Origin of the sequence: Sedimentibacter sp. zth1 (assembly GCF_017352195.1) — a bacterium.
GTDB lineage: Bacteria > Bacillota > Clostridia > Tissierellales > Sedimentibacteraceae > UBA1535.
Map to the genome: position 1 here is coordinate 1,040,935 of NZ_CP071445.1, position 25,049 is coordinate 1,065,983.

The 25,049-nt window shown below is 28.8% G+C and carries 22 protein-coding genes, 1 pseudogene and 1 other annotated feature; all 23 genes and pseudogenes read right to left on the bottom strand.

The features are described 5' to 3' along the window. Complete coding sequence (gene ybeY / locus JYG23_RS05165; RefSeq protein ID WP_207237482.1) at nucleotides 1–462, bottom strand: rRNA maturation RNase YbeY; 462 nt, start codon at nucleotides 460–462, stop codon at nucleotides 1–3. Continuing rightward, a complete protein-coding gene (locus JYG23_RS05170) occupies nucleotides 459–1,424 on the bottom strand; it encodes a PhoH family protein (RefSeq protein WP_207237483.1) in 966 nt (321 codons plus the stop codon). Before JYG23_RS05170 ends, ybeY begins: the two co-directional genes overlap by 4 nt. Nucleotides 1,425–1,661: 237 nt before the next feature. Beyond that, on the bottom strand, nucleotides 1,662–2,882 hold the full coding sequence (locus tag JYG23_RS05175) for a sporulation protein YqfD (RefSeq protein ID WP_207237484.1): 1,221 nt from the start codon (nucleotides 2,880–2,882) through the stop codon (nucleotides 1,662–1,664). A gap of 4 nt (nucleotides 2,883–2,886) precedes the next feature. Further along, nucleotides 2,887–3,159, bottom strand: a complete 273-nt coding sequence (locus JYG23_RS05180; protein ID WP_207237485.1) for a YabP/YqfC family sporulation protein — start codon at nucleotides 3,157–3,159, stop codon at nucleotides 2,887–2,889. 103 nt (nucleotides 3,160–3,262) lie between these two features. Next, entirely contained in the window at nucleotides 3,263–3,706 is a 444-nt protein-coding gene (locus JYG23_RS05185; RefSeq protein WP_207237486.1) for a GatB/YqeY domain-containing protein, read from the bottom strand. A 19-nt stretch (nucleotides 3,707–3,725) separates the two neighbouring features. Further along, complete coding sequence (rpsU, locus tag JYG23_RS05190; RefSeq protein WP_207237487.1) at nucleotides 3,726–3,908, bottom strand: 30S ribosomal protein S21; 183 nt, start codon at nucleotides 3,906–3,908, stop codon at nucleotides 3,726–3,728. 370 nt (nucleotides 3,909–4,278) lie between these two features. After that, complete coding sequence (locus tag JYG23_RS05195; protein WP_207237488.1) at nucleotides 4,279–4,620, bottom strand: histidine triad nucleotide-binding protein; 342 nt, start codon at nucleotides 4,618–4,620, stop codon at nucleotides 4,279–4,281. A 27-nt stretch (nucleotides 4,621–4,647) separates the two neighbouring features. Then, nucleotides 4,648–5,943 (bottom strand): tRNA (N(6)-L-threonylcarbamoyladenosine(37)-C(2))-methylthiotransferase MtaB, encoded by a 1,296-nt coding sequence (mtaB, locus tag JYG23_RS05200; protein ID WP_207237489.1) that lies wholly within the window; start codon nucleotides 5,941–5,943, stop codon nucleotides 4,648–4,650. Nucleotides 5,944–6,094: 151 nt separating this feature from the next. Then, complete coding sequence (locus JYG23_RS05205; protein ID WP_207237490.1) at nucleotides 6,095–7,876, bottom strand: aminopeptidase P family protein; 1,782 nt, start codon at nucleotides 7,874–7,876, stop codon at nucleotides 6,095–6,097. A 181-nt stretch (nucleotides 7,877–8,057) separates the two neighbouring features. After that, nucleotides 8,058–9,446 (bottom strand): asparagine--tRNA ligase, encoded by a 1,389-nt coding sequence (gene asnS, locus JYG23_RS05210; protein ID WP_207237491.1) that lies wholly within the window; start codon nucleotides 9,444–9,446, stop codon nucleotides 8,058–8,060. 100 nt (nucleotides 9,447–9,546) lie between these two features. Continuing rightward, nucleotides 9,547–9,765, bottom strand: a binding site (T-box leader). A gap of 71 nt (nucleotides 9,766–9,836) precedes the next feature. Further along, nucleotides 9,837–10,238, bottom strand: coding sequence for a DUF3899 domain-containing protein (locus tag JYG23_RS05215; RefSeq protein ID WP_207237492.1), 402 nt, complete (start codon nucleotides 10,236–10,238; stop codon nucleotides 9,837–9,839). Between the two features lie 92 nt (nucleotides 10,239–10,330). Continuing rightward, a complete protein-coding gene (locus tag JYG23_RS05220) occupies nucleotides 10,331–11,428 on the bottom strand; it encodes an ABC transporter ATP-binding protein (RefSeq protein WP_207237493.1) in 1,098 nt (365 codons plus the stop codon). Continuing rightward, entirely contained in the window at nucleotides 11,418–13,253 is a 1,836-nt protein-coding gene (locus JYG23_RS15135; protein ID WP_371818641.1) for an oligopeptide/dipeptide ABC transporter ATP-binding protein, read from the bottom strand. Before JYG23_RS15135 ends, JYG23_RS05220 begins: the two co-directional genes overlap by 11 nt. Next, nucleotides 13,239–13,580: pseudogene (locus JYG23_RS05230) on the bottom strand (ATP-binding cassette domain-containing protein); the annotation flags it as partial. The pseudogene JYG23_RS05230 and the gene JYG23_RS15135, both read right to left, overlap by 15 nt. Before the next feature lie 2 nt (nucleotides 13,581–13,582). Beyond that, nucleotides 13,583–15,055, bottom strand: coding sequence for an ABC transporter permease (locus JYG23_RS05235; protein ID WP_207237494.1), 1,473 nt, complete (start codon nucleotides 15,053–15,055; stop codon nucleotides 13,583–13,585). Next, the gene (locus JYG23_RS05240; protein ID WP_207237495.1) at nucleotides 15,045–16,013 is read right to left on the bottom strand and encodes an ABC transporter permease; all 969 of its coding nucleotides are present in this window, start codon (nucleotides 16,011–16,013) and stop codon (nucleotides 15,045–15,047) included. Before JYG23_RS05240 ends, JYG23_RS05235 begins: the two co-directional genes overlap by 11 nt. Before the next feature lie 84 nt (nucleotides 16,014–16,097). After that, nucleotides 16,098–18,452: an ABC transporter substrate-binding protein gene (locus tag JYG23_RS05245; RefSeq protein ID WP_207237496.1), complete on the bottom strand. Its 2,355-nt coding sequence runs from the start codon at nucleotides 18,450–18,452 to the stop codon at nucleotides 16,098–16,100. Between the two features lie 352 nt (nucleotides 18,453–18,804). After that, entirely contained in the window at nucleotides 18,805–19,434 is a 630-nt protein-coding gene (locus JYG23_RS05250; protein WP_207237497.1) for a thiamine diphosphokinase, read from the bottom strand. 4 nt (nucleotides 19,435–19,438) lie between these two features. Further along, complete coding sequence (rpe, locus tag JYG23_RS05255; RefSeq protein ID WP_207237498.1) at nucleotides 19,439–20,101, bottom strand: ribulose-phosphate 3-epimerase; 663 nt, start codon at nucleotides 20,099–20,101, stop codon at nucleotides 19,439–19,441. Between the two features lie 25 nt (nucleotides 20,102–20,126). Further along, a complete protein-coding gene (gene rsgA / locus JYG23_RS05260) occupies nucleotides 20,127–21,005 on the bottom strand; it encodes a ribosome small subunit-dependent GTPase A (protein ID WP_207237499.1) in 879 nt (292 codons plus the stop codon). 18 nt (nucleotides 21,006–21,023) lie between these two features. After that, a complete protein-coding gene (locus tag JYG23_RS05265) occupies nucleotides 21,024–23,264 on the bottom strand; it encodes a protein kinase (protein ID WP_207237500.1) in 2,241 nt (746 codons plus the stop codon). Continuing rightward, a complete protein-coding gene (locus tag JYG23_RS05270; RefSeq protein ID WP_207237501.1) occupies nucleotides 23,254–24,003 on the bottom strand; it encodes a Stp1/IreP family PP2C-type Ser/Thr phosphatase in 750 nt (249 codons plus the stop codon). Before JYG23_RS05270 ends, JYG23_RS05265 begins: the two co-directional genes overlap by 11 nt. 10 nt (nucleotides 24,004–24,013) lie before the next feature. Further along, a complete protein-coding gene (gene rlmN / locus JYG23_RS05275) occupies nucleotides 24,014–25,042 on the bottom strand; it encodes a 23S rRNA (adenine(2503)-C(2))-methyltransferase RlmN (RefSeq protein ID WP_207237502.1) in 1,029 nt (342 codons plus the stop codon). Between the last annotated feature and the right edge of the window lie 7 nt (nucleotides 25,043–25,049).

Sequence of the window (25,049 nt, forward strand, 5' to 3'; positions counted from 1 at the left end):
TTATTTAAATAAATGTAGTTTTTTCATAATTTCCTTTTCTTTTTCCCTCATAACACTTTTGTCTTCTTCTTGTATATGATCATATCCAAACAAATGCAACATACTGTGTGTAACTAAATACAACAATTCTCTTTCCAAACTATGTCCAAACTCTTTAGCTTGTTCAATAATTTTTTCTGTTGATAAAACAATATCACCAAGCATAATAGTCTCACCAAAATACTCTTTATCTTCTCCATCCATTGGAAACGATAGAACATCAGTAGCACTATCAACATTTCTATACAAATTGTTTAATTTTTTTATCTCATCATTTACAACGAAGGAAACACTCACTTCAAAAATTCCTTCTAAATTTTCATTTTCAATACAAACCTTTATTGTCCTTTCCATTGCTTCAATATTTTCATCTGTGATTTTCATAAACTCTTGTCTATTATCACACAACACCGTTACGTTCATTTTCTTTTCTCCTCATATTTTTCATAAGCTTTTACTATGTCTTGAACTAATTTATGTCTTACAATATCTTTATTATCAAAATACATAAAACCAATTCCTTCAACATCTTTTAATACTTTAGCCGCACTTTTAAGTCCTGATTGTTTACCACCAGGTAGATCAATTTGCGTAATATCTCCAGTAATAACAGCTTTTGAGCCATAGCCAAGTCTAGTCAAAAACATCTTCATTTGCTCATTAGTAGTGTTTTGAGCTTCATCCAGTATAATAAATGCAGAGTCGATAGTCCTACCTCTCATATACGCTAAAGGTGCAACTTCAATAACTTGTTTTTCAACGTTTTTTAAAAAATTATCCATACCTATAATATCAAACAATGCATCATACAATGGCCTCAAATACGGATCAACTTTATCTTGTAAGTCTCCTGGTAAAAACCCAAGCTTTTCTCCTGCTTCAACAGCAGGTCTAGTCAAAATTATTCTATCAACTTCTTTTTTCCTTAATGCATTAACTGCCTGTGCAACAGCTATATATGTCTTGCCAGTTCCAGCAGGACCAATTCCGAATGCTACATCATTTTCATTTATTAAATTAGAATACCTTTTTTGACCTAATGTTTTAGGTTTAATTACCCTTCCAGAATTCGTAGTAACAATTATATCACCTAGCATTGAGGAGTAATCAATATTAATTGATTCCTGACATGAATTAATATAATATAAAATCTTTTGTTCTGTTATTTCACCTTCAACTTGAATTTCCTTTATGATTAATTCTAAAACATTTTTAATAGCAGTTGAAATATTATCATCACCAAGTATTTTTATTTCATTTTCCCTAACTAATATATTAGAACCAAAATAACTTTTTATTAATTTTAAATTTTTATCATGTGCACCTAATAATTTTGCCATAGTAATACTATTTTCAATAATTATTACCTTATCTAATTCCTCCATTTAACCTCCACTTTATTATTTATAACGCTATATAATTTGTTTTAATTGTATATATATTATATTATTTTTTTAACATTTTGTAAAAGAAAAAATATTTCTTTAATTTACTTAGTTATATGTAATATTAAAATATAATTAATGTAATATAACTATATTATATTATATAATCGTAATTTGTCAAAATAAAAAGTTGCAATGCAACTTTTATTAATTTATTCACATATAATATTATTTATTTTATGTATTTCCATCATTTTGTTGATTTTGAGATGCTTCAGGAGTTGGCAAATTATATATTTTAATATACTGGCCAATATCTTCTATTAATTGTATTTTTCCTTTTAGGATAAAATCTTTATTAGTTTCTTCAATTATAATATTTTTCTTTTCAAGTTTACAGTTCTTATTGCACATTGTTGCTAGCTTCTCATACATCTCAATGGTCAATTTATTTGCAGCATATTCTTTTGAAACAATTTCACTTTGCCGTTTTAATTCATACTGCTTAACCGTTTCAAATGAGATATGTAAAAAATCTGTTATAATTGGTATTTCAATAACATTTGAAACTTCATTTTTATATTTATATTTATTATTATTGCCAAAAATTTTAATTGTCTTTCCATTTACATTTATATTTCTTATAATGCTTTTTTTCCCTGTTTCTTCATATGTGTTATGAACTTTTGGTTCTACTAAATTGAAATTATAATATGTATACCCTAATATTACTGCATCCGAGCATACTAAGACACTTGAATTATCTACGCCTTTTTTAGTACCTTGCACCAACAACTGTCCTTTATCTACAACATCTCCCTCATTTACCAGTAATTCACCATGCTTAACTACAGTTTTATAAATCACTGCTTGCTTAGAAGCAACAATACTTGATGGAGATTTGTCAAATTTTTCATATTCTACTTCCTTTCTCTCCTTTACAAATATAACAAGTTTTACTCCTTCTATATAAGTTTCTACAAATTTAAACTCATTAAACTGAGAATAAAGGTAATTTTCAATTTCTCTTTTATTAATTTTACTTAAACTCATTGGAGTTTTGACATTGCTTAATTTCAAACTAGAGATTATATCGCTTTGAGTAATTTTTTCATTACCAATAATCTTTATTTCCCATGCAAAAGAACTATATATAGCAACATAAATAAAGATAATTACAATACCTATTATAAAACCAATTCTTACTGAAAGTTTCCTAAGTTTATAAGCAATACCAACCTTTTTTAAAGGAAGCATGTTAATCTCTTCGAAAAATTTTTTGTGTTTTTCATAATCTTTCTTAAGTATTTTAAATTCTATCCCGGATTCTTTTTTGTTGATGTCCCATACAATAATTCCTTTTCTTCGTAAAAGATTTAGAATCTTTTCATATTTTGTTGAATTAAAATTGAGAATTACATAGCTTTTTATAAATTTAATCACTCTTTGACTAAGCATAAAATTACTCCTTAATTTGTATTTCCTTAATCGCACCGTTAACTACTATATAAAAATCTGTAATTTCACCTATTTTTAATTTATCCCCTTTAATAATTACATTTTGAATTTTAGTCTTAATATGTACTAAATCATTTTCATATATTAATACTCCTATATGATTTTCAATAATTACCCTTTTATTGCCTTGTATTCTAATATCAAAATTATCAGTCACCACATGATCAGGTAATTCCAATTCATCAGCTATTTTGCTGCGTATTTTATTTATTTTCATTTTTTCACATCCTTTATTATAAAAATATGTCAAGAATATAAAAAAATGAATATATGTAAGCTTTTTTTTGCAAATAAAAAAACCCTGTTTACAGGGTTTTTAGTTATTGTAAGTATTTAGCCACGATCTGATTTACATGCTTACCATCAGCTTTACCTTTAACTTTTGGCATGATAACTGCCATCAACTTGCCCAAGTCTTTCTTGGTCTGAGCTTTAGTTTCTTGTATTGATTCTTTTACAATTTGTTCAAGCTCTTCATTTGACAGTTGAGGTGGTAAATAATCTAAAAGAATTTTGATCTCTTCATTTGTATGATCAACTAGATCCTGTCTATTGCCTTTTTGGAAGACTACTAAACTGTCTTTCATTTGTTTAACTTGCTTTGCTATTATATCTATAATATCAGCATCTTTAAGTTCTACTCTCTCGTCAACCTCACGTTGCTTAATAGCAGCTCTTATCAAAGTTACAACATTTTTTCTGACTTTGTCCTTAGACTTCATTGATTCTTTCAAATCTAAAGCTAAGGTCTCTTTCAAAGGCATACCTTCACCTCTTATTCTCTTATCTTATTTTTTTCTTTTTTCTTCTTGCAGCTTCAGCTTTCTTCTTACGCTTTACACTTGGCTTTTCATAATGTTCTCTTTTTCTTACTTCAGACATAACTCCTGTAAGTGCACATTGTCTCTTAAATCTTCTAAGAGCATTGTCAAGCGATTCGTTTTCTCTTACCTTAACCTCTGTCATTTTTGCTACCCTCCCCTCGTTTCTTCCACTGTATGTCCTAAACAACAGCGAGTTTAAAATAGCACTTTTACATTATATAACAAAGAATTAAGAATTGCAATATATTTATGCTAATTTTTCAATAATTTTTAAGATAATCTTAAAAAATGTTTCTATAATTTTTACCTTGATGTAAACTCGTTGCAATTAGACATTCAACAAAAATAAAATATTTTACTAATCATAGGATAGCCATAAAGATTAAATAGTTTTAATTGATAATTTTTTAGTTAATTTAATTTTTATATTATCTATTATTAAATATATTATTCTAAAGTCATTATATCACAAAATTAAATTATTTATACAATTTTTTTTAAAAGTTATATTATTAAGCTAGATTTTCAGGTAGCTTTTTCCCACCCAACAAATGAAAGTGCATGTGCTTAACACTTTGACAACCATCATCACCATAATTAGTGATAATTCTATATCCTGATTCTTCCACACCCATAATTTGAGCTATTTTAGGTATTTTATTAAAGATTTCAGTTATAATACTTGAATTCGCATCATTAATTTGATTTACAGACTCTATATGTTCTTTTGGTATTATAACTACATGTACAGGTGCCATAGGAGAAATATCTTTGAATGCCAATATTTTATCATTTTCAAATACTTTTTGTGACGGAATTTTTCCATTTACAATTTCACAAAATACACAATTCATAAAAAACCTCCTTAATTTATTATTTTATTATATTTGTGTTCCAAATAGCAAATCATCTTTATATGAATTAACTTTCATATCTATTATCTTGTTTTCAATATTTAAATCACTTTTTACTATAGCTTTTAAATAATTTGTTGTATAGCCTTCGTATATATTTCCTTCTTTTTTTTCAATTAACACGCTAACCGTTTTACCAATTTGCGTCTCCATAAATTTATTAGCATAATGCTCTGCTAAACCAATTAAAATTTTACTTCTCGTAGACTTAACTCTCCCATCAATTTGATTTTCAAATTTTGCTGCTTTAGTGCCCTCTCTAACTGAATACTTAAATACATGAATTCTAGAAAATTCAATTTTTTTAACAAATTCTAATGTTTCATTAAATTCATAATCAGTTTCTCCTGGAAAACCAACAATTATATCTGTAGTTATACCGCTATTTGGCAGATATTTTCTAATCAAATCAACTTTTTCGATGTACTCATCAGCGGAATATCTTCTATTCATGCTTTTAAGTATAGTATCTGAACCGCTTTGTAATGACAAATGAAATTGGTCACATACTTTTTCCAGCTTTGATAAACGTTCTAAAAAATCAACTGTAATAATTCTTGGTTCCAAAGAGCCAAATCTAATCCTTTCAATTCCATCTACTTCATTCAAATGCTCTACAAGGGAAATCAAGGCACCTTCTACTCCAACATCTTTGCCATATGATGATATATGTATTCCATTAATTACAACCTCTTTATAACCGCTTTTAGCTAAACATTTAACTTCACTAATTATATCATCGCTATTTCTACTACGTATTGGACCACGTACATATGGTATTATACAATATGTGCAGAATTGGTTACAGCCATCTTGTATTTTTATGTTTGCTCTTGTTTTTTCATGTTCTTTACTAATAGTCAACTCTTCGAAGCTTTCATTCGGTTTAAATTTTTCAATTTTATTATTTATTTCATGATTTTGAAGTTTTTCTTTTACAAGTCTAGCTACTTCTTTTTTGTTTTTTGTTCCAATAACTATGTCAACTGATGTCTCTTTACTAATTCTTTCACTATTAAGCTGCACACTACAACCAACAGCAGCTACTAAAGCGTTTTTATTTAATCTTTTAGCTTTATTGATAAGCTGTCTTGATTTTCTATCACTTTCCTTTGTGACAGCACAGGTATTTATTATAAAAATATCACTTTCTTTACTAGCTGGGATAATTTTAAAGCCCTCGGCTTCAAAAATTTCCATCATTGCTTCTGATTCGAACTGATTTACTTTACAACCTAACGTTATAAATGATACATTTAACATTTCTAATTTTCCTATCTATAAGTTTTTACTTTTATTATTATCTCATTAATATGTTTAAAAGTCAATGAAATATAAATATCATGCTATTCAAATTATTTCAAAAAAAGTTATAATCTTTTTTAGATTATAACTTTTTAATATTATTTTTTCATTATATAGCTCTAGTTTGATATCTTAACCATTGTCTTTCATCTTCATCAAGATATTTACTTAATTTAACATATACGTCTTTATGATAATTATTTAACCAAGCTCTTTCTTCAGAAGTTAATAGCTCTACATCTATACCATCTAAAGAAATAGGGCAGAAAGTTATAGTTTCAAAATTCATAAATCTACCAGACTCAGTAGTTTCATCATCTCTTACAACTAAAATGTTTTCAGTTCTTATTCCATGTTTACCTTCTTTATAAACACCTGGCTCATTTGTTATATTCATACCAGCTTCTAAAACTGTAGGTACATTACTTTGTCTAAATCCATGAGGTCCTTCATGAACATTTAGAAAGAATCCAACGCCATGACCTGTACCACATTTATAATCAATACCATATTTCCAAAGTGGTCCTCTTGCAAGTACATCTAAGTTAGCTCCTGTAGCACCATGAAGAAACTTAGCTATTGATAAATTTATTACTCCTTTTAACACTAAAGTAAAATCTCTTTTCTCTTCTGCAGTTAAATTACCTAATACTATAGTTCTAGTTATATCAGTGGTACCATCTAAATATTGTCCACCAGAATCAATTAATATCATTCCTTCTTTTTCAAGTTCATATGCTGTATCCTTAGTTGCTGAATAATGCATCATCGCGGCATGATCTTTATATCCAGCAATTGTTGTAAAGCTTAATCCTTTGAAATTTTCACCTTTGCTTCTAAACTCTTCTAATTTATCAGCTACAGTTATTTCAGTAATTTTTTCTTTTCCAAGATGTGTGTCAAGCCAATGTAAAAATCTTACCATAGCAACACCATCTCTTATATGAGAATTTTTCATATTTTGAAGTTCTATATCATTTTTTACTGCTTTTAATTTAGTAGTAACATTCAATGCTTCCTTTGTCTTAATATCACTACCTAATGAATTAACTATCCACATATTTGTTTTCATAGGGTCATATGTAATAATACAATCTTTATTGAGTTTTACTAGATAGTTTTGTAAGTCAGTGTATTCCTTGATTATTATACTATCATTTTCTAATTCAGCTTTCATTTGTTTAGTTAACTTTTTAGAATCAACAAACAATACAACTTCATTATTTGATACAACAGCATATGAAATAACTACTGGATTACAAGGTACATCATCCCCTCTAATATTAAACAGCCATGCAATATCATCAAGTGAACTTAATACATAATGTGTACTTCCACTTTCTTTTAAATATTCTTTAACTTCTTGAATTTTATCCAATCTGCTTTTACCAGAATATTTAACATCCAAAGAATAGAATTCTCCCATCGGAATCGGGTCTCTATCTTTCCATAAAGCATCGATTAAATCATTATCTAGATTATACTTAATACATTTTTCATTCAATTCTTTATCTAAATTATCAAAAAAAGATTTTGATATAACTTTTCCATCAAATCCTATAGTAGAATTTTCATCTAAATTATCTTTTAACCATTTTGATATTGTTGGTACACTTGGTTGACCCATTTTAAATAAATCAATAGTTGAACCCTCTAATTGCTTTTCAGCCTGAATAAAATATCTTCCATCAGTCCAAAGTCCATTACCACTCTTTAAGGTTATAACAGCTGTACCAGCAGAACCAGTAAAACCAGTTATCCATTTTCTACCTGTCCAATGTGGAGCAACATACTCACTTTGATGAGCATCTGAACTTGGAATAATATATGCATCAATTCCTTTTTCTTTCATTAGCTGTTGTAATTTATTTACTCTTTCTCTTATTAACATCTATTTATCACCTTTCTGTATTTATGTATTTATGTATTTATGTATTTTATTATATACCCTTATACAAATATTTCAATTCAATTATTAATATTTTACTAATCGTTACATATCTTAAATAAACTATGTAACATCAAAAAAAAAGAGACGAATAAAACTTCGTCTCAAAATAGATTATATCACTTTAAAAATCAGCAGATTTTGGTGTTCTAGGGAATGGTATAACGTCCCTTATGTTAGTCATACCTGTAAGATACATAATTAACCTTTCGAAACCCAAACCAAATCCAGCATGTTTTACTCCACCATATTTTCTTAAATCCAAATACCAATTCATTTCTTCTTGAGGTACTTTCATTTCTTCCATACGCTTTAATAAAACATCTAATCTTTCTTCTCTTTGGCTTCCACCAATCATTTCACCAATACCTGGTACAAGCATGTCTGACGCTGCTACAGTTTTTCCGTCATCGTTTAATCTCATATAAAAAGCTTTAATTTCTTTTGGATAATCAGTAACAAAAACTGGTCTTTTAAATATAGTTTCAGCAAGATATCTCTCATGTTCCGTTTGAATATCAGTTCCCCATTTAACAGGATAATCAAAATTTGCATTATTTTCTTCCAGTATTTTAATAGCATCTGTATAGCTTATTCTACCAAATTCAGAGTTTGCAACATTGTTAAGTCTGTCAAATAATCCTTTATCAACAAATTTATTGAAAAATTGCATTTCTTCAGGTGCCTTTTCCATAACGTATTTTATAATATATTTAACCATATCTTCAGCCAAATCACAGTCATCGCTTAAATCTGCAAATGCAATTTCAGGCTCAATCATCCAAAACTCAGAAGCATGTCTTGTAGTATTTGAATTTTCTGCTCTAAATGTCGGTCCGAATGTATATACCTTTTTAAAAGCTAATGCAAAAGTTTCTGCTTCAAGTTGACCACTTACAGTTAAGTTTGCCGACTTTCCAAAAAAATCTTCTGAGTAATCAATTTTTCCGTCTTTTTTAGCAATGTTCTCTAAATCTAACGTTGTAACTTTAAACATTTCTCCTGCACCTTCAGCATCACTTGCTGTTATTATAGGCGTATGTGCATATACAAATCCTCTTTCATTGAAGAACTTGTGTATAGCATAAGCAGCCAGCGAACGAACTCTAAACACTGCTGAAAAAGTGTTACTTCTTGGTCTTAAATGTGCAATAGTTCTTAAATACTCAAAACTATGCTTTTTCTTTTGCAAAGGATAACTACTTTCAGAATCTGCTTCTAAAATTATTTCTGTCGCTTTGATTTCAAATGGTTGTTTAGATTCTTTAGTTTCAACTAATATTCCTTTTACTGTTATTCCACTACCAGTTGAAAATTTCTTTACCTCTTCAAAATTACTTAAATTATTTTCAAAAACTACCTGTATATTTTCAAAAAATGTTCCATCGTTTATTACAATAAATCCAAAGTTCTTAGAATCTCTGATTGTTCTTATCCAACCATTTATACAAATTTCTTTATCGTATAATGATTCTTTTGTTTCAAACAACTTTTTAATTTCAATTGCTTTCATAATTTTCCTCCTATTATTAAATATATCTAATAAGCAAATGCTCATAGTATTTTACCTTAATCACATAACTTTAAAATAAAAAAACCCCTTCATCCACAATAACAGGGACGAAAGAGCTAACTCACGCGGTACCACCCAAATTAACCTACACTAGGCTCACTTGACCAAATAACGCTTTGGATGCGTTCAAGCCTACTTTTATAAATTTCGGTTGAATATTCAAGGATGTTCTTCATATACAGCTATGTAACAGGCTCTCACCTACCCTGTCTCTCTTTGACTAGTTTTATATACTACTTTTTCCTATCATTATAATTATCATTATTTAACTTTTTATTATTATAATCTATATACTTAAATTTTGCAACAAAAAAAACAAAATATTTTATTCTATACTAAATAAAAAAGATAATTAAATAGAAAAGACAATAACAAAAAAACGCCTCCTATAATTATCAAGCTCAAAAATGGAACTTTTACATCTACATATTTTTGCTTATAATCAAAATATGTTTTTGGATATAAAGGATCTTTTTTATCCTTCTTTTTAATTGCTTGTTTAAACGAACCAAAAGCATATGAAAGCGGATCAAACACGCCACAATTAGCCACAAAAAGCAGTAATCCAAACCCTAAAATTAATATCCCAGGCAATAGAAAACCATCACTTAAATCCATATAAATTTCTGCTTTACTTGTTGCTTGAAACAATCCTCTAGTGTTAAACACAGAAAAGGAAACCAATACACCAAATAAAATAGTTATGAAATACTTAATATATTTCTTATTCATAATTATTCTCCAGTCAATATATTATTATACAGCGAGAAAAAAATCCCGCTGTATAATTAATAATATTACATATTTATTACTCTATTATTCATTTACTTTTTTATTTTCTCATTATCTTCTATTTCTTTTAAATACTTTCTATACTCTTCTTCATTACATAATACCATATGTCCGTTTCCAACATCTCTTAATTCTGGTTTGTCAACAGAATAATCGTGTGCTAATGCTGGAACATAAGCTATTCTCTTACGATTCTTTTCATAGTGTGGATCTGGCATTGGTATCGCTGACAATAACGATTTTGTATATGGATGCAATGGGTTTGCAAACAAATCTTTGGCAGTCGCAAGTTCAACCATTTTACCAAAATACATAACACCTATTCTATCAGAAAAATATTTAACAACTGATAAATCATGAGCGATAAATATTAAAGTTAAACCCATTTTACGTCTTAAATCATTAAGTAAATTTATAACCTGTGCTTGAATAGAAACATCAAGTGCACTAATAGGTTCATCTGCTATAATTAAATCTGGTTCAAGTACTATAGATCTTGCTATACCAATTCTTTGACGTTGTCCACCACTAAACTCATGTGGGTAACGTCCAGCATGTTCTGGAACAAGACCAACTAACTCTAACATCTCTAATACTTTTTTGTCAATAAACTCTTCATCTCTGACACCCTTTATTCTCAAACCTTCAGCAATGGTTTCTTTAACTGTCATACGAGGATCAAGAGAAGAAATAGGATCTTGAAAAATCATTTGGATTTTAGTTATTAATTTTTCTTTTGTATTATTATTTTTTGCATAAATTTTATCACAATGTTTCTGATCCATCTTAGCTAACTTAATTTGCTCTCTTTGATCATTTATAAGCTTTTGAAGCTTTTCTTTTTCTTCACCAGTTGCAGTTTTAAGTTTAGTCCTAGCATCTGCTATTTTCTCTTCATAAGAAAGAGTACCTGCACAAATTCTTTGACCTTTAAAGTAAACATTACCAGATGTTATATTATTTAATTTAATAATTGTACGACCAGTAGTAGTTTTACCACATCCTGATTCACCTACTAACCCAAATACTTCTCCTTTATTTATCTCAAAACTTACACCATCAACAGCCTTAAAACCATTAAAATGTTGTTTCAAATTTTCTACTTTAAGTAGTGGTTCACTATTGTTCATCTGATGACACCTCCATACTATTAATGTTCTTCATTTTAGCAATACGATCACTAACAATTTTTGGCGGTTTAACCTTTGGAGCATTAGGATGTAACAACCAAGTTGCCGCTTTATGTGTTGGAGAAATTTCAAACATTGGTGGTTGTTGTTCAAAATCAATTTGCATAGCATATTTATTTCTCGCTGCAAAAGCATCTCCCACTGGAGGAATAACCATATTAGGTGGTGTGCCAGGTATTGCATCAAGTTTTTCTTTTGTTTCCAAGTCAGGCATTGAAGCAAGCAAAGCCCATGTATAAGGATGTGCTGGTTCATAGAAAATTTCATCAGCAGTTCCAAGTTCAACAACTTTTCCTGCATACATAACTGCAATTTTGTCAGCCATATTAGCAACAACACCCAAATCATGAGTGATAAATATTACAGATAACTCTCTTTCTTTTTTTAAGTTATTAATTAATTCAAGTATCTGAGCTTGAATAGTAACATCAAGTGCAGTTGTTGGCTCATCACAAATCAAAATATCTGGATTTGCAGCAAGTGCTATTGCAATAACTATACGTTGACGCATACCTCCTGAAAACTCAAATGGATATTGATAATATCTTTCTCTTGCTTTAGCAATACCAACTTCTTTCATAAGTTTAATTGCTTTATTTTTAGCCATTGTATTAGTAACCCTATATGCTATTGCAGAAGCTTTTTCTCCCAAATACTCAATCATGTCAAGAGTTAATTTATTAAAATCAACACTTTGATTTTTTTCTACAGTATCCTTATATGCATCCAATAAACTTATAATTATTTTTTTGATATTAGATTTAACAAGTTCTAAATCCACAATTACTGCTGGCGTAACTTTATGAGTTTCCTTACCCTTTGCAGCTAATTTTTTAACTTTTTCAGTTTCTTTTTCAAATTTATTTAAATTTTTCTTATTTGATGGTATACCATTAAAATATGAATTTATTTCATAATTCAAGCTAGTATTAAATGTATACGCTTTACTATCTTTCAAAATTGCCAATCTATCAATCGATTCATTTACAGCAGCAATCATTTTTTTAGATGCTTCCATACATTTATCTTTGTGTAATTCTTCTACTTCAAAAACATCTAAATTATCTTCTAATACTTTGATAGCAGCTTTTTTTCCTTCAAAAGCTTTTTTATATGAATATTCAACACCTTTTTCCGCAACATTTACAAAATCTTTCATAAAATTAGCATCTAAAAAATCTCTCATTTCTATATTTAAAGCTTTAATATCTTTAACTTTAACGTTTGCATTATCCTTGTGAGTAATATAATATCCCATTGAGAAGAAATCAGGTTTAACAAGAGATACCTTTTCATCCAAAATTTCTTTTATCTCAGTCAAAGTTTTTACAATTGATTGTGACTGCTTAATATCAGTATAACTTTTTGCACTTTCTTCTAATGATTGTATTAATGAAGTGTATTTACTAAAACCTTCTTCAACAACATAGTCATTAATTGAATTTTTTAATAATGGTAGTAAATATTTAATTTGTTCCTTAATTTCTTTAGGAACTCCATTTACAATGTCAATTAGTAAATCTTCAATTTCATCACTAGCATTATTAGCATTGTTAAAAGCTAAGTTATATTTTCTTTCCAAAACATTGGATTCTTTTGAAAATTTATTAAATTCATTAATTTTCTCATCAATACCATTTACACCTGCTGCACGCATATTATGTTTTAGTAAATTCATTTTATAATCAAATTCCTTTTTAGAAGTTCTTTGATTTGATTTACCATTAAGAATCATTGCCTCAGTAAGTTGTTTACCAATTTTCATAATAGGATTTAAGCTTGATAATGGATCTTGAAAAATCATAGATAATCTACTACCACGGTAATCATGATATTCTTCTTCAGTTATCTTAAGTAAGTCTTTACCGTCATAGATAATTTCTCCACTTTCAACAATACTGTTTGGAGCTAATATACCCATAATTGATTTTGCAGTAACAGATTTACCAGAACCTGACTCACCAACTACTGCTAAAGTTTCGCCCTTATTTAATTCCAGATTTATATCTCTAACAGCCTTTACAGTTCCATTAGTAGTTCTAAATGAAACCCTAAGGTCTTTAATTTCTATTTTTTTCTCTTTATTTTCCATATCTACTCCTCCGAACCTCTTAATGATGGATTAAATGCATCTCTTAGCCCATTTCCAAACAAGTTAAACGAAATCATTAACAATGAAATAAAAGCTGCTGGGAAAAACAATTCGTGAGGGAATGAAGACAATGATGCCTTCGCATTATTTAGCAATGTACCAACACTAGTCATACCTGAAGTCTGCAAATCAACAATACCTAAATATGACAACGTAGACTCACCAAATATTACACCAGGTATAAGTAATATAGTAGATGTAATAAATGTTCCCAAAGAGTTCGGTAATATATGTTTAAATATTAATCTGTTATCTTTTGCACCAAGTGTTCTAGCTGCTAAAACATATTCTTGTCCTTTAAAACGATAGAATTGTGTTCTCATTCTGTAAGCAGGTCCAATCCAACCTGTCAAAATAAACGCAAACATAAGTGAAACTAATGGACCAACTTTCTTAGCAAAATAAATTTGGAATAATGAAACAGAAATAATCATTGGTATATTCATAATTATTTCAGAAAAACGTTCCATAATTAAGTCTACATAGCCACCATAATATCCTTCAATTGAACCATAAACTGCACCAATACAAATATTAATAAATGAAACAAAAATACCTAACAAAAATGAAACTCTAGCTCCACCTGCTAAACGAACCATTATATCTTTTCCAAAATTATCACATCCAAAAATAAAGCTTGGATGGTGTCCATTTACATATTTATAATATTCATAGTATAAAACACGTACTTGGTACTGTGAGCCACCCATTTTTGATTTATAATAACTATATCCATCAGGGCTTGTCTCATCCTTTTTGAATATATTTATAAAATCACCATTTTCATCATATTCGGCTATACCCTTCATATTATGTTTGTACCAATAGTTTGCATCTCTTAGAAAACCTGGATTTGCTACTTTTTTAGTATCAATCATTGGAAACATAATTTTTACATCGTTATCTTCCTGATATTGTACTAAACTATCAAATTCAGTTTTTGTAAGTCCAACATAAACGTATCCTACTTTTTTATAACTATCAACTTTCATATCGTAAAACTTAGCATTACTATTATTATTACCAGGAGCATCATATTGCTTTTTCAACTCAACAATAGCTCCTGGAATACCTTTCAAATAATCATAACCCTGTTGGTTTTGAGTGATAGAACTAACACCATCCCATATACCAATTTTAGATAATAACTCACTTTTAGGTAAAACATGTGAGTAATATCCATCAATATATTCAGCATCATATTTAGAGAATATAGGAACAAAAATAGCAAAAGCTAGTAATAATGTTATAATACAAGCAGCAACAACTGATCCCTTATTCTTTCTAAAACGAATCCATGCATCTTTAAAATAACCAATTGGTTTAGTATCAAATTTCAAATCATGCAAACTAGAATCTTGTTGTACCAACACAAATTTTTCTGCTGGGATATCTTTAATTTCGTTAATATTCATTTGTTTTTCCTCCTCCCATTCTAATACGTGGGTCAACAAAACCATAACTTATGTCAATAAATATATTACTAATCAAGCCAACTGCTAAATAAAATATACTAATTGTTATAAATAAACTATAGTCTTTTAGAAGTACCGAATTAACAAAAATATTTCCTACTCCTGGTATACCAAATATCTGCTCAAAAATGATGGAACCAAAAAGTATTCCTATAAATTCAGTTAAAATCATTGGTAAAATTGGAACTAAAGAATTTCTCAAGGCATGTCTAGTAGTAGCTTGTCTCTTTGTTAAACCTTTAGTACGTGCCAATAACATATAATCACTTGTTAAAGTTTCTGTCAATTCTGCTCTAGTAAAACGCATAAAACCTGCAATAATACCTGCTCCCAAAGACATTATTGGTAATATCATAGACTTAAACATTGCCCCACTGAACCAATCTGTTCCTGACTTTAATACTATAGGTAAAATCCCTGCTTTAAAACCTAAATAGTATTGAAATATAAAAGCATAAACGTACGATGGTACAGATATAAATAACATAATAATTACAGAAATAACATTGTCTTGCCATTTATTTTTCTTAAGAGCTGCATAAACACCAAATGCTATTCCTAAAGGTACTGCAAATAAAATTGTATAAACATTAAGTAAAACTGTAATTGGTAGCCTTTTAGCTATATATTCAGTACAAGGCTGTAAATATGTTCCAACAGTTGTACAGAATCCAAAATCAAATTTTGTAAAAACGTTTTTCAAAAAAATACCGTACTGTGTCATTACGGGTTTATTATATCCCCATGCTTCTCTCATTGCTCTTGTCGCTGCTGCAAAATCACCAGGACCTTCAGCAACTTGGTTTGGAAGCATACGAACTAAAACAAATTCTATTGTCATTATAATCATAAAGGTTATAATCATCAAACCAATTCTTTTTAATATATATTTAGCCATTCTTTTCACTCCTAAACTTTTAAATAAATCTTATTAGGGTGTATAAAATACACCCTAATAAGATTTTAACTAAAACTACTAAAACTAGTATTGAAGCTGATTATTGTTTTCTTTACAATAAGCATCCCATTCTTTATCAGTGTAATTATAAGATATTCCTCTTATTCCACCAAATGCAACTAAGTTTACATAATTATATGTAGCATAGTTGATTTTTTGTGATCTCATTGTAGTAGTTGTTCTATAGTAAAGTGGAGGACAGTTATAAGTTTCAAGTAATCCTAATTCCATTTTAGCTAATATTTCTAATCTTGTATCCATATCCGCTTGTAAATATTCGCCTTCATTTAAAGCTTTAAACCAATCAAAAAATGTCTTAGTTACTTCTTCACCATTAACATTGATTGTTAAAGTTTCTTTTTCTGGTTTAAATCCATATTCAAATAATTTATCTCCTACGCAGTAACATTCCATCATGTTGAATGGATTCATTGGGTTACCACCCCAAGTAGAGAATATCATTTCAAACATACCAGTTTGAGCATGATCATAGTAATCTTGGTCTGGAGTAGTCACTAATGATACTCTGTTTTCAAGTGGAGTATCAACTGTCGCTGCATCTATACAATTTTGTAAGAATATAACCATTTTTGTAAGAGCTTCATCAGTGTTATATACTAAGAACTCTAATTCAACCTTATCAGTTTCTTTGATATCTCCAGCTGCTAAAGCATCATTGTACGCGCTTGTAAATAATTCTGCAGCTTTGTCTTTATCGTATCCAGTAATATCATCAACATTATCTACACCATAAAGTGTACATAAAGTTTCTTGTGCTTGTGTTGATGAACGATATGGAATACCTGCGTCTGGATCATAAATATACATTGCATTAATTATACCAAATCCAGGAGAGTGAGTTGCAGTACATTGAGATGCAAATCCTTCTCTATCAAAACATAATGACATTGCATGTCTAAAGTCTATATAAGACTGAATTGATTTATTAATTCCTTCAGTTTCACGAGATTTAAGAGCTGCTTTACTACTGTTCATAGTAACTTTAGAAGTATAAGTTTGTGGTGTGTAAACTACATAATCACTAGTTCTATACTTGTCCATATCTGTTGAAACTAAATCAACTACATCTACTCTACCTTGTAAGAATAATTGTAATTGTGTAGCTTGTTCAACAACGATTTGACAAACTATATCAGTTGTTTGATATTGTCCTTCGTGTTTACCATCATTGTAACCATACCAATTATCATTTTTTGTCATTTTAATAACTTTACCGTCTTGGAACTCAGTTAATTTGTAAGGACCATAAGACATATATTTATCTACTGATGTACCATAAGAAGTTTTTATGATATCTCCAGTTTCTTTTTTGTTTTCTTCATATAATTCTTCATATACTAGAGGAATTGAAGATTCAGCATATTTGAAATAGAAAGGAGTTGCAGGTCTTCCTAATACTACAGTAAGTTCATATTCACCAGTTTTTATATAACCTACGTTATCCCAAGAAAATTCTGGGCTCATTCCATCATATGTGAAACAAAATTCTTTGTATGCTTCAGGATTATCATCACCAAAAGCTAATGCTACTACTAACAAGTCAGCTTTTGCTTCATCTGTTAAATCATAATATGCTTCTTTTGAATATTTTTCATAAATATCATTACCATCAGCATCTGTAAAGCAATCTACATTTGCTGAATAGTAGTCTTTAGCTGAATCACCAAAGAATACAACTGAGTTAACAAATGAAAATTTCATATCGCTATCTGCAACATCTCTATATCCTTCACCATCATATATGTCAGTATATATAGCAGATTGTTGTTTGTAATATTTTTCAGCGTTTGCTACAGCTATATTACCAGCATATTCATCATTAGCTCTATAGTTTTTCATTTGGTAGCTTAGTATTTGCTGCATAGAATAAATGTATGTATCAGCATTAATTTTAGTTCCATTTTCCCAACAAGCTTCTTGATTTAATGGTACTTTATATGCATATCCTTCAGTTGCATCTGCAGGAACTCCAAATCTTTCATCCCCAGCATATTCTGAAGTTACATCAACTGGTTCTGCAGCTGCCATTTCTGGAACTATAACATAAGATTCTTTGTCTTCTGCTAATGCAAAATCATATAATCCCATTGTAGTATAATCCATGATATAACTATCATCATGTGTTTCCCATTCGTGTGGATTCCAAGTATCAGGTGAACCTGCTACTACTTCATTAAAAGTATATGTAGCTTCTGTATCTGTTACTTGTTTATTATCACTATTATCTGCTGGTTGTGAATTATCTTTAGGGTCTGTGTTATCGTCTTTACCACAAGCTACAGATGAAATCATTAAGCTGAATACTAATATCAGCCCAAGTGTTGCTCTCAACACTTTTGAAAATTTAGTGTTTTTCATTTTTAACCTCCAAGTTTTTATTAACGCTTTATTAACTAAAGCAATTATATTTAGGTAAACTATATTACATTTTTAATAATATAATTAACTCAACCTACTATATAATATAAGGCTTTTTTTTCTATTTGTCAACACTAAATCGTTTTCTGTTTTAATAAAACTACTATTAGTAAGTTTTTTTAAAAACTAGCAATTTTTTTATATTCATGTTTATATTCAATTTTAAACATATTATTTCATAATTTTAGAAATTATTTTAACTTAAAATTCGTCAATTTATAACTATTTGTTACAAATTTTTTAAAATAAAAAAAGCAAATTAATAATCAATTTGCTTTTTTATTTTAATATATTAATCATTAGAAATTATCAACAAACCTATCCCGTGACTTATTTTTATTTCAGCAGTTTCACTTACTATTTCATTGCTAATACAAAGTGTTGAACCCCTATTCACTGTTCTATCTAGTAAAGGATATTTAAACCCTTCCAAACTATCAATTTGTATATAATCTGTTAATGGTATAATAGATACAAAGCAATTTTTACAAATATTAATAGTTTTATTTTGTACTAAAGGTTGTATATAATTATTATTATCAATTAGTCTAATTGATATTGTTTCTTTAATATACTTTTCAATTAATAAAACATTTGCCATTGTATGATCAAGTCTAGTACCAGTAGCACACACTAAGAGTATTTCTTTAAATCCAAATTCTATTGCTTTTTCAATTGCTAATTCTGTATCTGTATAATCTTTCTCAGGTTTATATTTAACGGTTTCTACATTATTGTATTTATGTAAAATATCCTTATTTACAGAATCAAAGTCACCAACTATTAGATTTGGTATAATATTTAAATTGTCAATATAATTTAACCCACCATCAGCACATATAATAAAATCTTTTTTATCATATATTTTGTTAAATAGTTCTTTCTTTAAGTAAGTTCCGTTTGCTATAATAATTGCTTTCATTATATTATTGTCCTTGCATAATTTTTATAAATTCTTTTGTTCTTAATTCAACATTTTCAGCTCCATAAATGGCTGAACCTGCAACTATCACATTAGCTCCCCATGAAAGCACATCTTCTAAATTATTTAAATTTACACCGCCATCAATTTCTATATCTTTACTAATATTTTTTTTATACATTAGTTCCTTTAAATCCGTAAATTTATTTTTTACATTACCAATCAAACTTTGACCACCAAATCCAGGATTTACTGACATTAAAAGCACCAAATCAATATCTTCGATTATGTCGCTTAACGTACTAACTGGTGTAGCCGGATTTAGGGCAATACCAGCTTTAAGTCCAAAGGATTTTATCTTTTGAATTGTTCTATGTAAATGAATGCAAGACTCTTGATGTACAGTAATTAAGTCAGCACCTGCTGATTCAAAATCCTCAAGCAAATTATCTGGGTTATTAATCATTAAATGAACATCAAAAAACATATCTGTTGTTTTTCTAATTGATTTAATAAGTGGTGGTCCAAAAGTAATATTTGGTACAAATAAACCGTCCATTACATCAATATGTAAATATTTTGCGCCACCATTTTCAACTTTTTTAATTTCATCTGATAAGCAAGAAAAATCTGCTGACAAAATCGAAGGTGATAAAATGTTTTCCATACTAATTTCTCCTTAAGATTATAATTTAATAATGTTTAAAGCTTTTTATTTCCTCATATAGCTTTAAATAATTTGTATATCTAACTTCACTAATTTTTTTATCTTCTACTGCTTTTTTTACCATGCAGCCTGGTTCTTTATTATGAACACAATCACTAAATTTACACTCACCACTAATTTTTTCAATATCAGGATAAAATCTAGTTAAATCTGTAGCATCCACTTCATTAATATCAAAAGAACTAAATCCAGGTGTATCTACTACAAAACCTCCAAAACTTAGTTTATACATTTCAGCATGTCTCGTAGTATGTTTACCTCTTTTAAGCTTTTCACTTATATCACCAGTTTTTAATTCGAAATTATCATCAATTACATTCATTAGGGATGATTTACCTACACCCGATGGACCCGAAAATAAGGTTATTTTATCTTTTAAGATATTTTCAAAGTTTTCAAGTAATTCAGGCTTATACTTAGATGTAAATATAATTTGATAATCAGTACTTTTATATATATCAATAATTTTTTCAAAATACTCGTCATCTACCAAATCAGCTTTATTAAAACAAATTATTGGATTTAGTTTATTAACCTCAGCAGCGATAATCAACTTATCTAGAAGTAAAAAGCTAGGCTCCGGATTTTTAACAGCAAACACTATAATTATTTGGTCAACGTTTGAAACAGCAGGTCTTTTCATTTCATTTTTTCTTTCGTTTATTTCTTCTACATAACCATAATTTTTATTTTCTTCCGTTAATCTTATCAAAACATTGTCTCCGACTAATGGTTTGATATTTTGATTTCTAAATAAACCTCTTGCTCTACACTCTATTAATCCATTTTCTGTATCAACATAGTAATTTCCGCCTACACCTCTAATGATTCTTCCTTGCAACATCAATAATTATTCTCCTATTTAATTAAATATAACTTCTATATAATCTTCCCCATTTTCTGAATATAATATATTTCCATCAACATATATTTGGAAATTTTCAGTACCCTTTCCGACTACTGTTAGTAGATAACTACCATCTTTTGTACTTACCTCTTCATTAAATACCTCTTCATTACCAAAAATAGTTTCTTTATACACAAGCAATGTAACAGTTTCTTTATCTTTAGGCAATGGAACATTTATTTGCGATTGTGTTTCTACAACAGGTTCTTCAGGATTAGATGGATTTTCTCCACCTTCACCTCCATCTTCACCTTCACTTCCAGCATTATCTTCATCTTCCTCTTCCTCTGGTTTAGGTGTTTCTGCTTTTCCTAAACTTACAACTAAATTAATAGATGTTTGTTCTTCTACTTCCTTTGCTGCTGGATAAGACTGATTTATAACAATATTAGCTTCGTACTCATTACTATTTTCATAAGTAACTTCGCCTACACTTAAATTATTTGCAATAATTGTACTTTTAGCGCTTTCAACATTAATTCCAAGGACACTTGGTACTATAGAATAAACAGTTTCAGGTCCTTTGCTTAACACAAAATCAACTTTGCTACCAGCCTCAACTTTTTCATTTGCTATTGGATATTGACTAATTATTTTCCCTGCTGGAACTGTATCACTATAATCGCTTGTTATATTTCCTTTTTCAAGATCAAAATCAACAATAATTGTAGTAGCCTCTATAGAGTATTTACCTAGTATATTAGGTACCTCTACTTCCTTAATTCCTTTACTAATTGAAACTTCAACAGGGAAATTTTTCTTTACCTTACTTCCTTTTTGTTCACTCTGATCATAGATTTCCCCCTCATCATATTCAGAATTGAATTCTCTTTCCTGAACACTAAAAAGCAAACCTGCTTTTGTAGCCATGTCTCTAGCTTCTTCTTCACTAACACCTACAAAATTAGGTACAGTTACCTCTGGTACAATTATCAAAGCTTTAATTACAAAAAACCCTATAACTGAAACAACTGCAATTGCTAAAAGTATAGCAGCAAGAGTTGTTTTAAAATTGTCTACTTTACTAAGTGGTTCTTCAGATTTTCTACCTTTTGATTTTTTGTTTTTTGATTTCTTAGTTTTTTGCTTATTTTTATCTTTTATATTAATTTTTTCTTTATTTCCATCATTATCAATATCTTTTTCTATTATAATTTTGGTTTTATTATTGTCATTATCAAAAAAATTGTTAAAAGCTTCTTGTTTACTATCTATTGAACCATTTTTTTCAGAATTCTGATTTCCGTTTTCATTATCTTCAGACATCTCTTCATTATGATTTAGTATTTTCGAATGTAATTTAGGCAATATAATCGTAGGAGAATCTAATTCATCTAAATATTTATTATTTACAGTACCAATTTCTTCTATCTTGTTGCTATGTATTAAATATAATACTTGTAATAATTCACTTGCATTTTGATATCTATAGCTTTGATGTTTTTGTAAACACTTTAATATAATTTGCTCAAATTCTTCAGAAATTTTGATACCTTTAAGCTTCTTCGATGGTGGTACTACTTCTTCCTGAATATGTTTCATTGCAACAGATATATGATTATCTGCATCAAATGGTACGACTCCAGTTATCATCTCATACATTACAACCCCTAGTGAATAAATATCAGATTTTTCATCTACATATCCACCTCTGGCTTGCTCTGGTGAAAAATAATGCACTGAGCCAATTACATTAGATGTATTGTTAATAGTAGAGGTTGTAGCTGCTCTTGCTATACCAAAATCAGCAACTTTGGCAATACCCTCTTCTGTAATTAATATATTGTGTGGTTTAATATCTCTATGAATAATGTTATTTGCATGTGCATGTTTTAACGCTTCTGTAATTTGTTTGCTTATTTTGATTGTTTCTGTTTCAGATAAATGTCCTTTTCTATTGATTAAATCTTTTAGCGTTTCACCTTTAATATACTCCATAACAATATAATATATATTATCTTCAATACCCGTATCATATATATTTACAATGTTAGAATGATTTAAGCTAGCTGCAGATAACGATTCTTGTTTAAATTTTTCAACAAAACTAGAATCTGATATTAACTCGCTTCTTAATATCTTGATTGCTACATATCTATTTAGAACTCTACATTTAGCTTTGTAAACAACAGACATACCTCCGCCGCCTATTTTTTCTATTATTTCATATCTATTTCCTAAAACTCTACCTATCATCAGTTTCACCCCTATCAGAAGTATTTATTATTATAACAGTTATATTATCTGTACCACCATTTTCATTAGCTAAAGAAATAAGTTTATCAACGCAATTTGCACCAAACTTATTAATATACTCAAATATATCATTATCATTAATGTGGGTAGTTAAGCCATCTGAGCAAAGTAATAATGTATCCTCATCGTCAATCTCAATCTCGAATATATCAACATCTACCTCATCTTGACTACCTATAGCTCTTGTTATTATGTTTCTTTCAGAATGATGCTTAGCTTCCAAGTCTGTTATTTCACCTTTTTTTACCAATTCCTGCACATAAGTATGGTCATCAGTTATTTGAGATATTCTTTCCTTGTTAATTAAGTATGTTCTGCTATCACCAACGTTACCTATGTAAGCTATCTTTTCCGATTTATCGATTACTGCCATTGTAACAGTAGTTCCCATACCATTGTAGTCTTCTTTTATAATAGACTGCTCATAAACAGTTTTATTTGCTAAGCTAGCGGCCTCCATAATAAATTTAGGAGGTTTAAAACTACCTTTTTGAATTCTTGACACAAAATAGTTTTTTATTGTTTCTACAGTTAAATTACTAGCTATTTCGCCTGCTTTATGCCCGCCCATACCATCAGCAACTACACATAAATAATAATTCCCATATTCGTATACAATTAAATTGTCTTCATTGTTGTTTCTTACCTTACCACTATTAGTTCCATAATATGCATTCACATTAATCACCTCATTTTGTAAGAAAATTATTTCTTAATTGCCCACATGCAGCATTGATATCACTTCCAAGTTCTCTTCTTACTGTAGCTGTTAACCCATTTTGTGTTATTATTTGTTTAAACTTATTGATATTGCTTTCTGTAGATGAGCTTATATCACTTTCCTTAATTGAATTATAAGGAATTAAATTTATATTACAAAGCATACCATCCAAATAATTGCAAAGATTCATAGCATCTTGATAGTTATCATTGAAACCATCTATTAATATATATTCGAACGTTATCCTTTTATTTGTTTTTTTAATATAATAGTTACACGCATCTTTAAGCTCTGATAAATTATATTTTCTAGCAATCGGCAATACTTGTTCTCTTTTTTCTTGATTAGCTACATGTAAGGATATAGCTAATGTAATCTGTAAATCTAAATCTGCTAACTCATATATTTTAGGTACAACTCCACAGGTAGACATAGTTATTTTCCTTAAGCTAATATTTTGACCCATTTCATCATTTATTATCTTAAAGAAATCTAGTATGTTATTGTAATTTTCAAGTGGCTCACCTGTTCCCATAATAACTATATTACTTATTCTTTCACCTGTATCTTTTTGAACTAGATATATTTGATTTAGCATTTCCGATACATTTAAGTTTCTAATAAATCCTTTTTTAGTAGATGCACAAAAAACACATCCCATTTTACACCCTACTTGAGAAGAAATACACAATGTATTACCATATTTGTATTTCAAAAAAACAGTTTCTATTATATTTTCATCTTCTAATACCATCAAATATTTTTTAGTTTCATCAAGCTTAGAATCATATCTTTCCAAAATGTTAATTTTAGTGAATTGAAAATGCTCTTTATATAACTCTTTACTTTTATTTGATATATTTTTCATTTCATCAAAACTAGTAACATTTTTTTTATGAACCCATTCATATATCTGCTTAGCTCTAAAAGCTGGTTCTTTTAATTCTATTATTTTTTCTTGCAATTTATCTAATATCAAATTATCTACTTTTATCATAAAATTT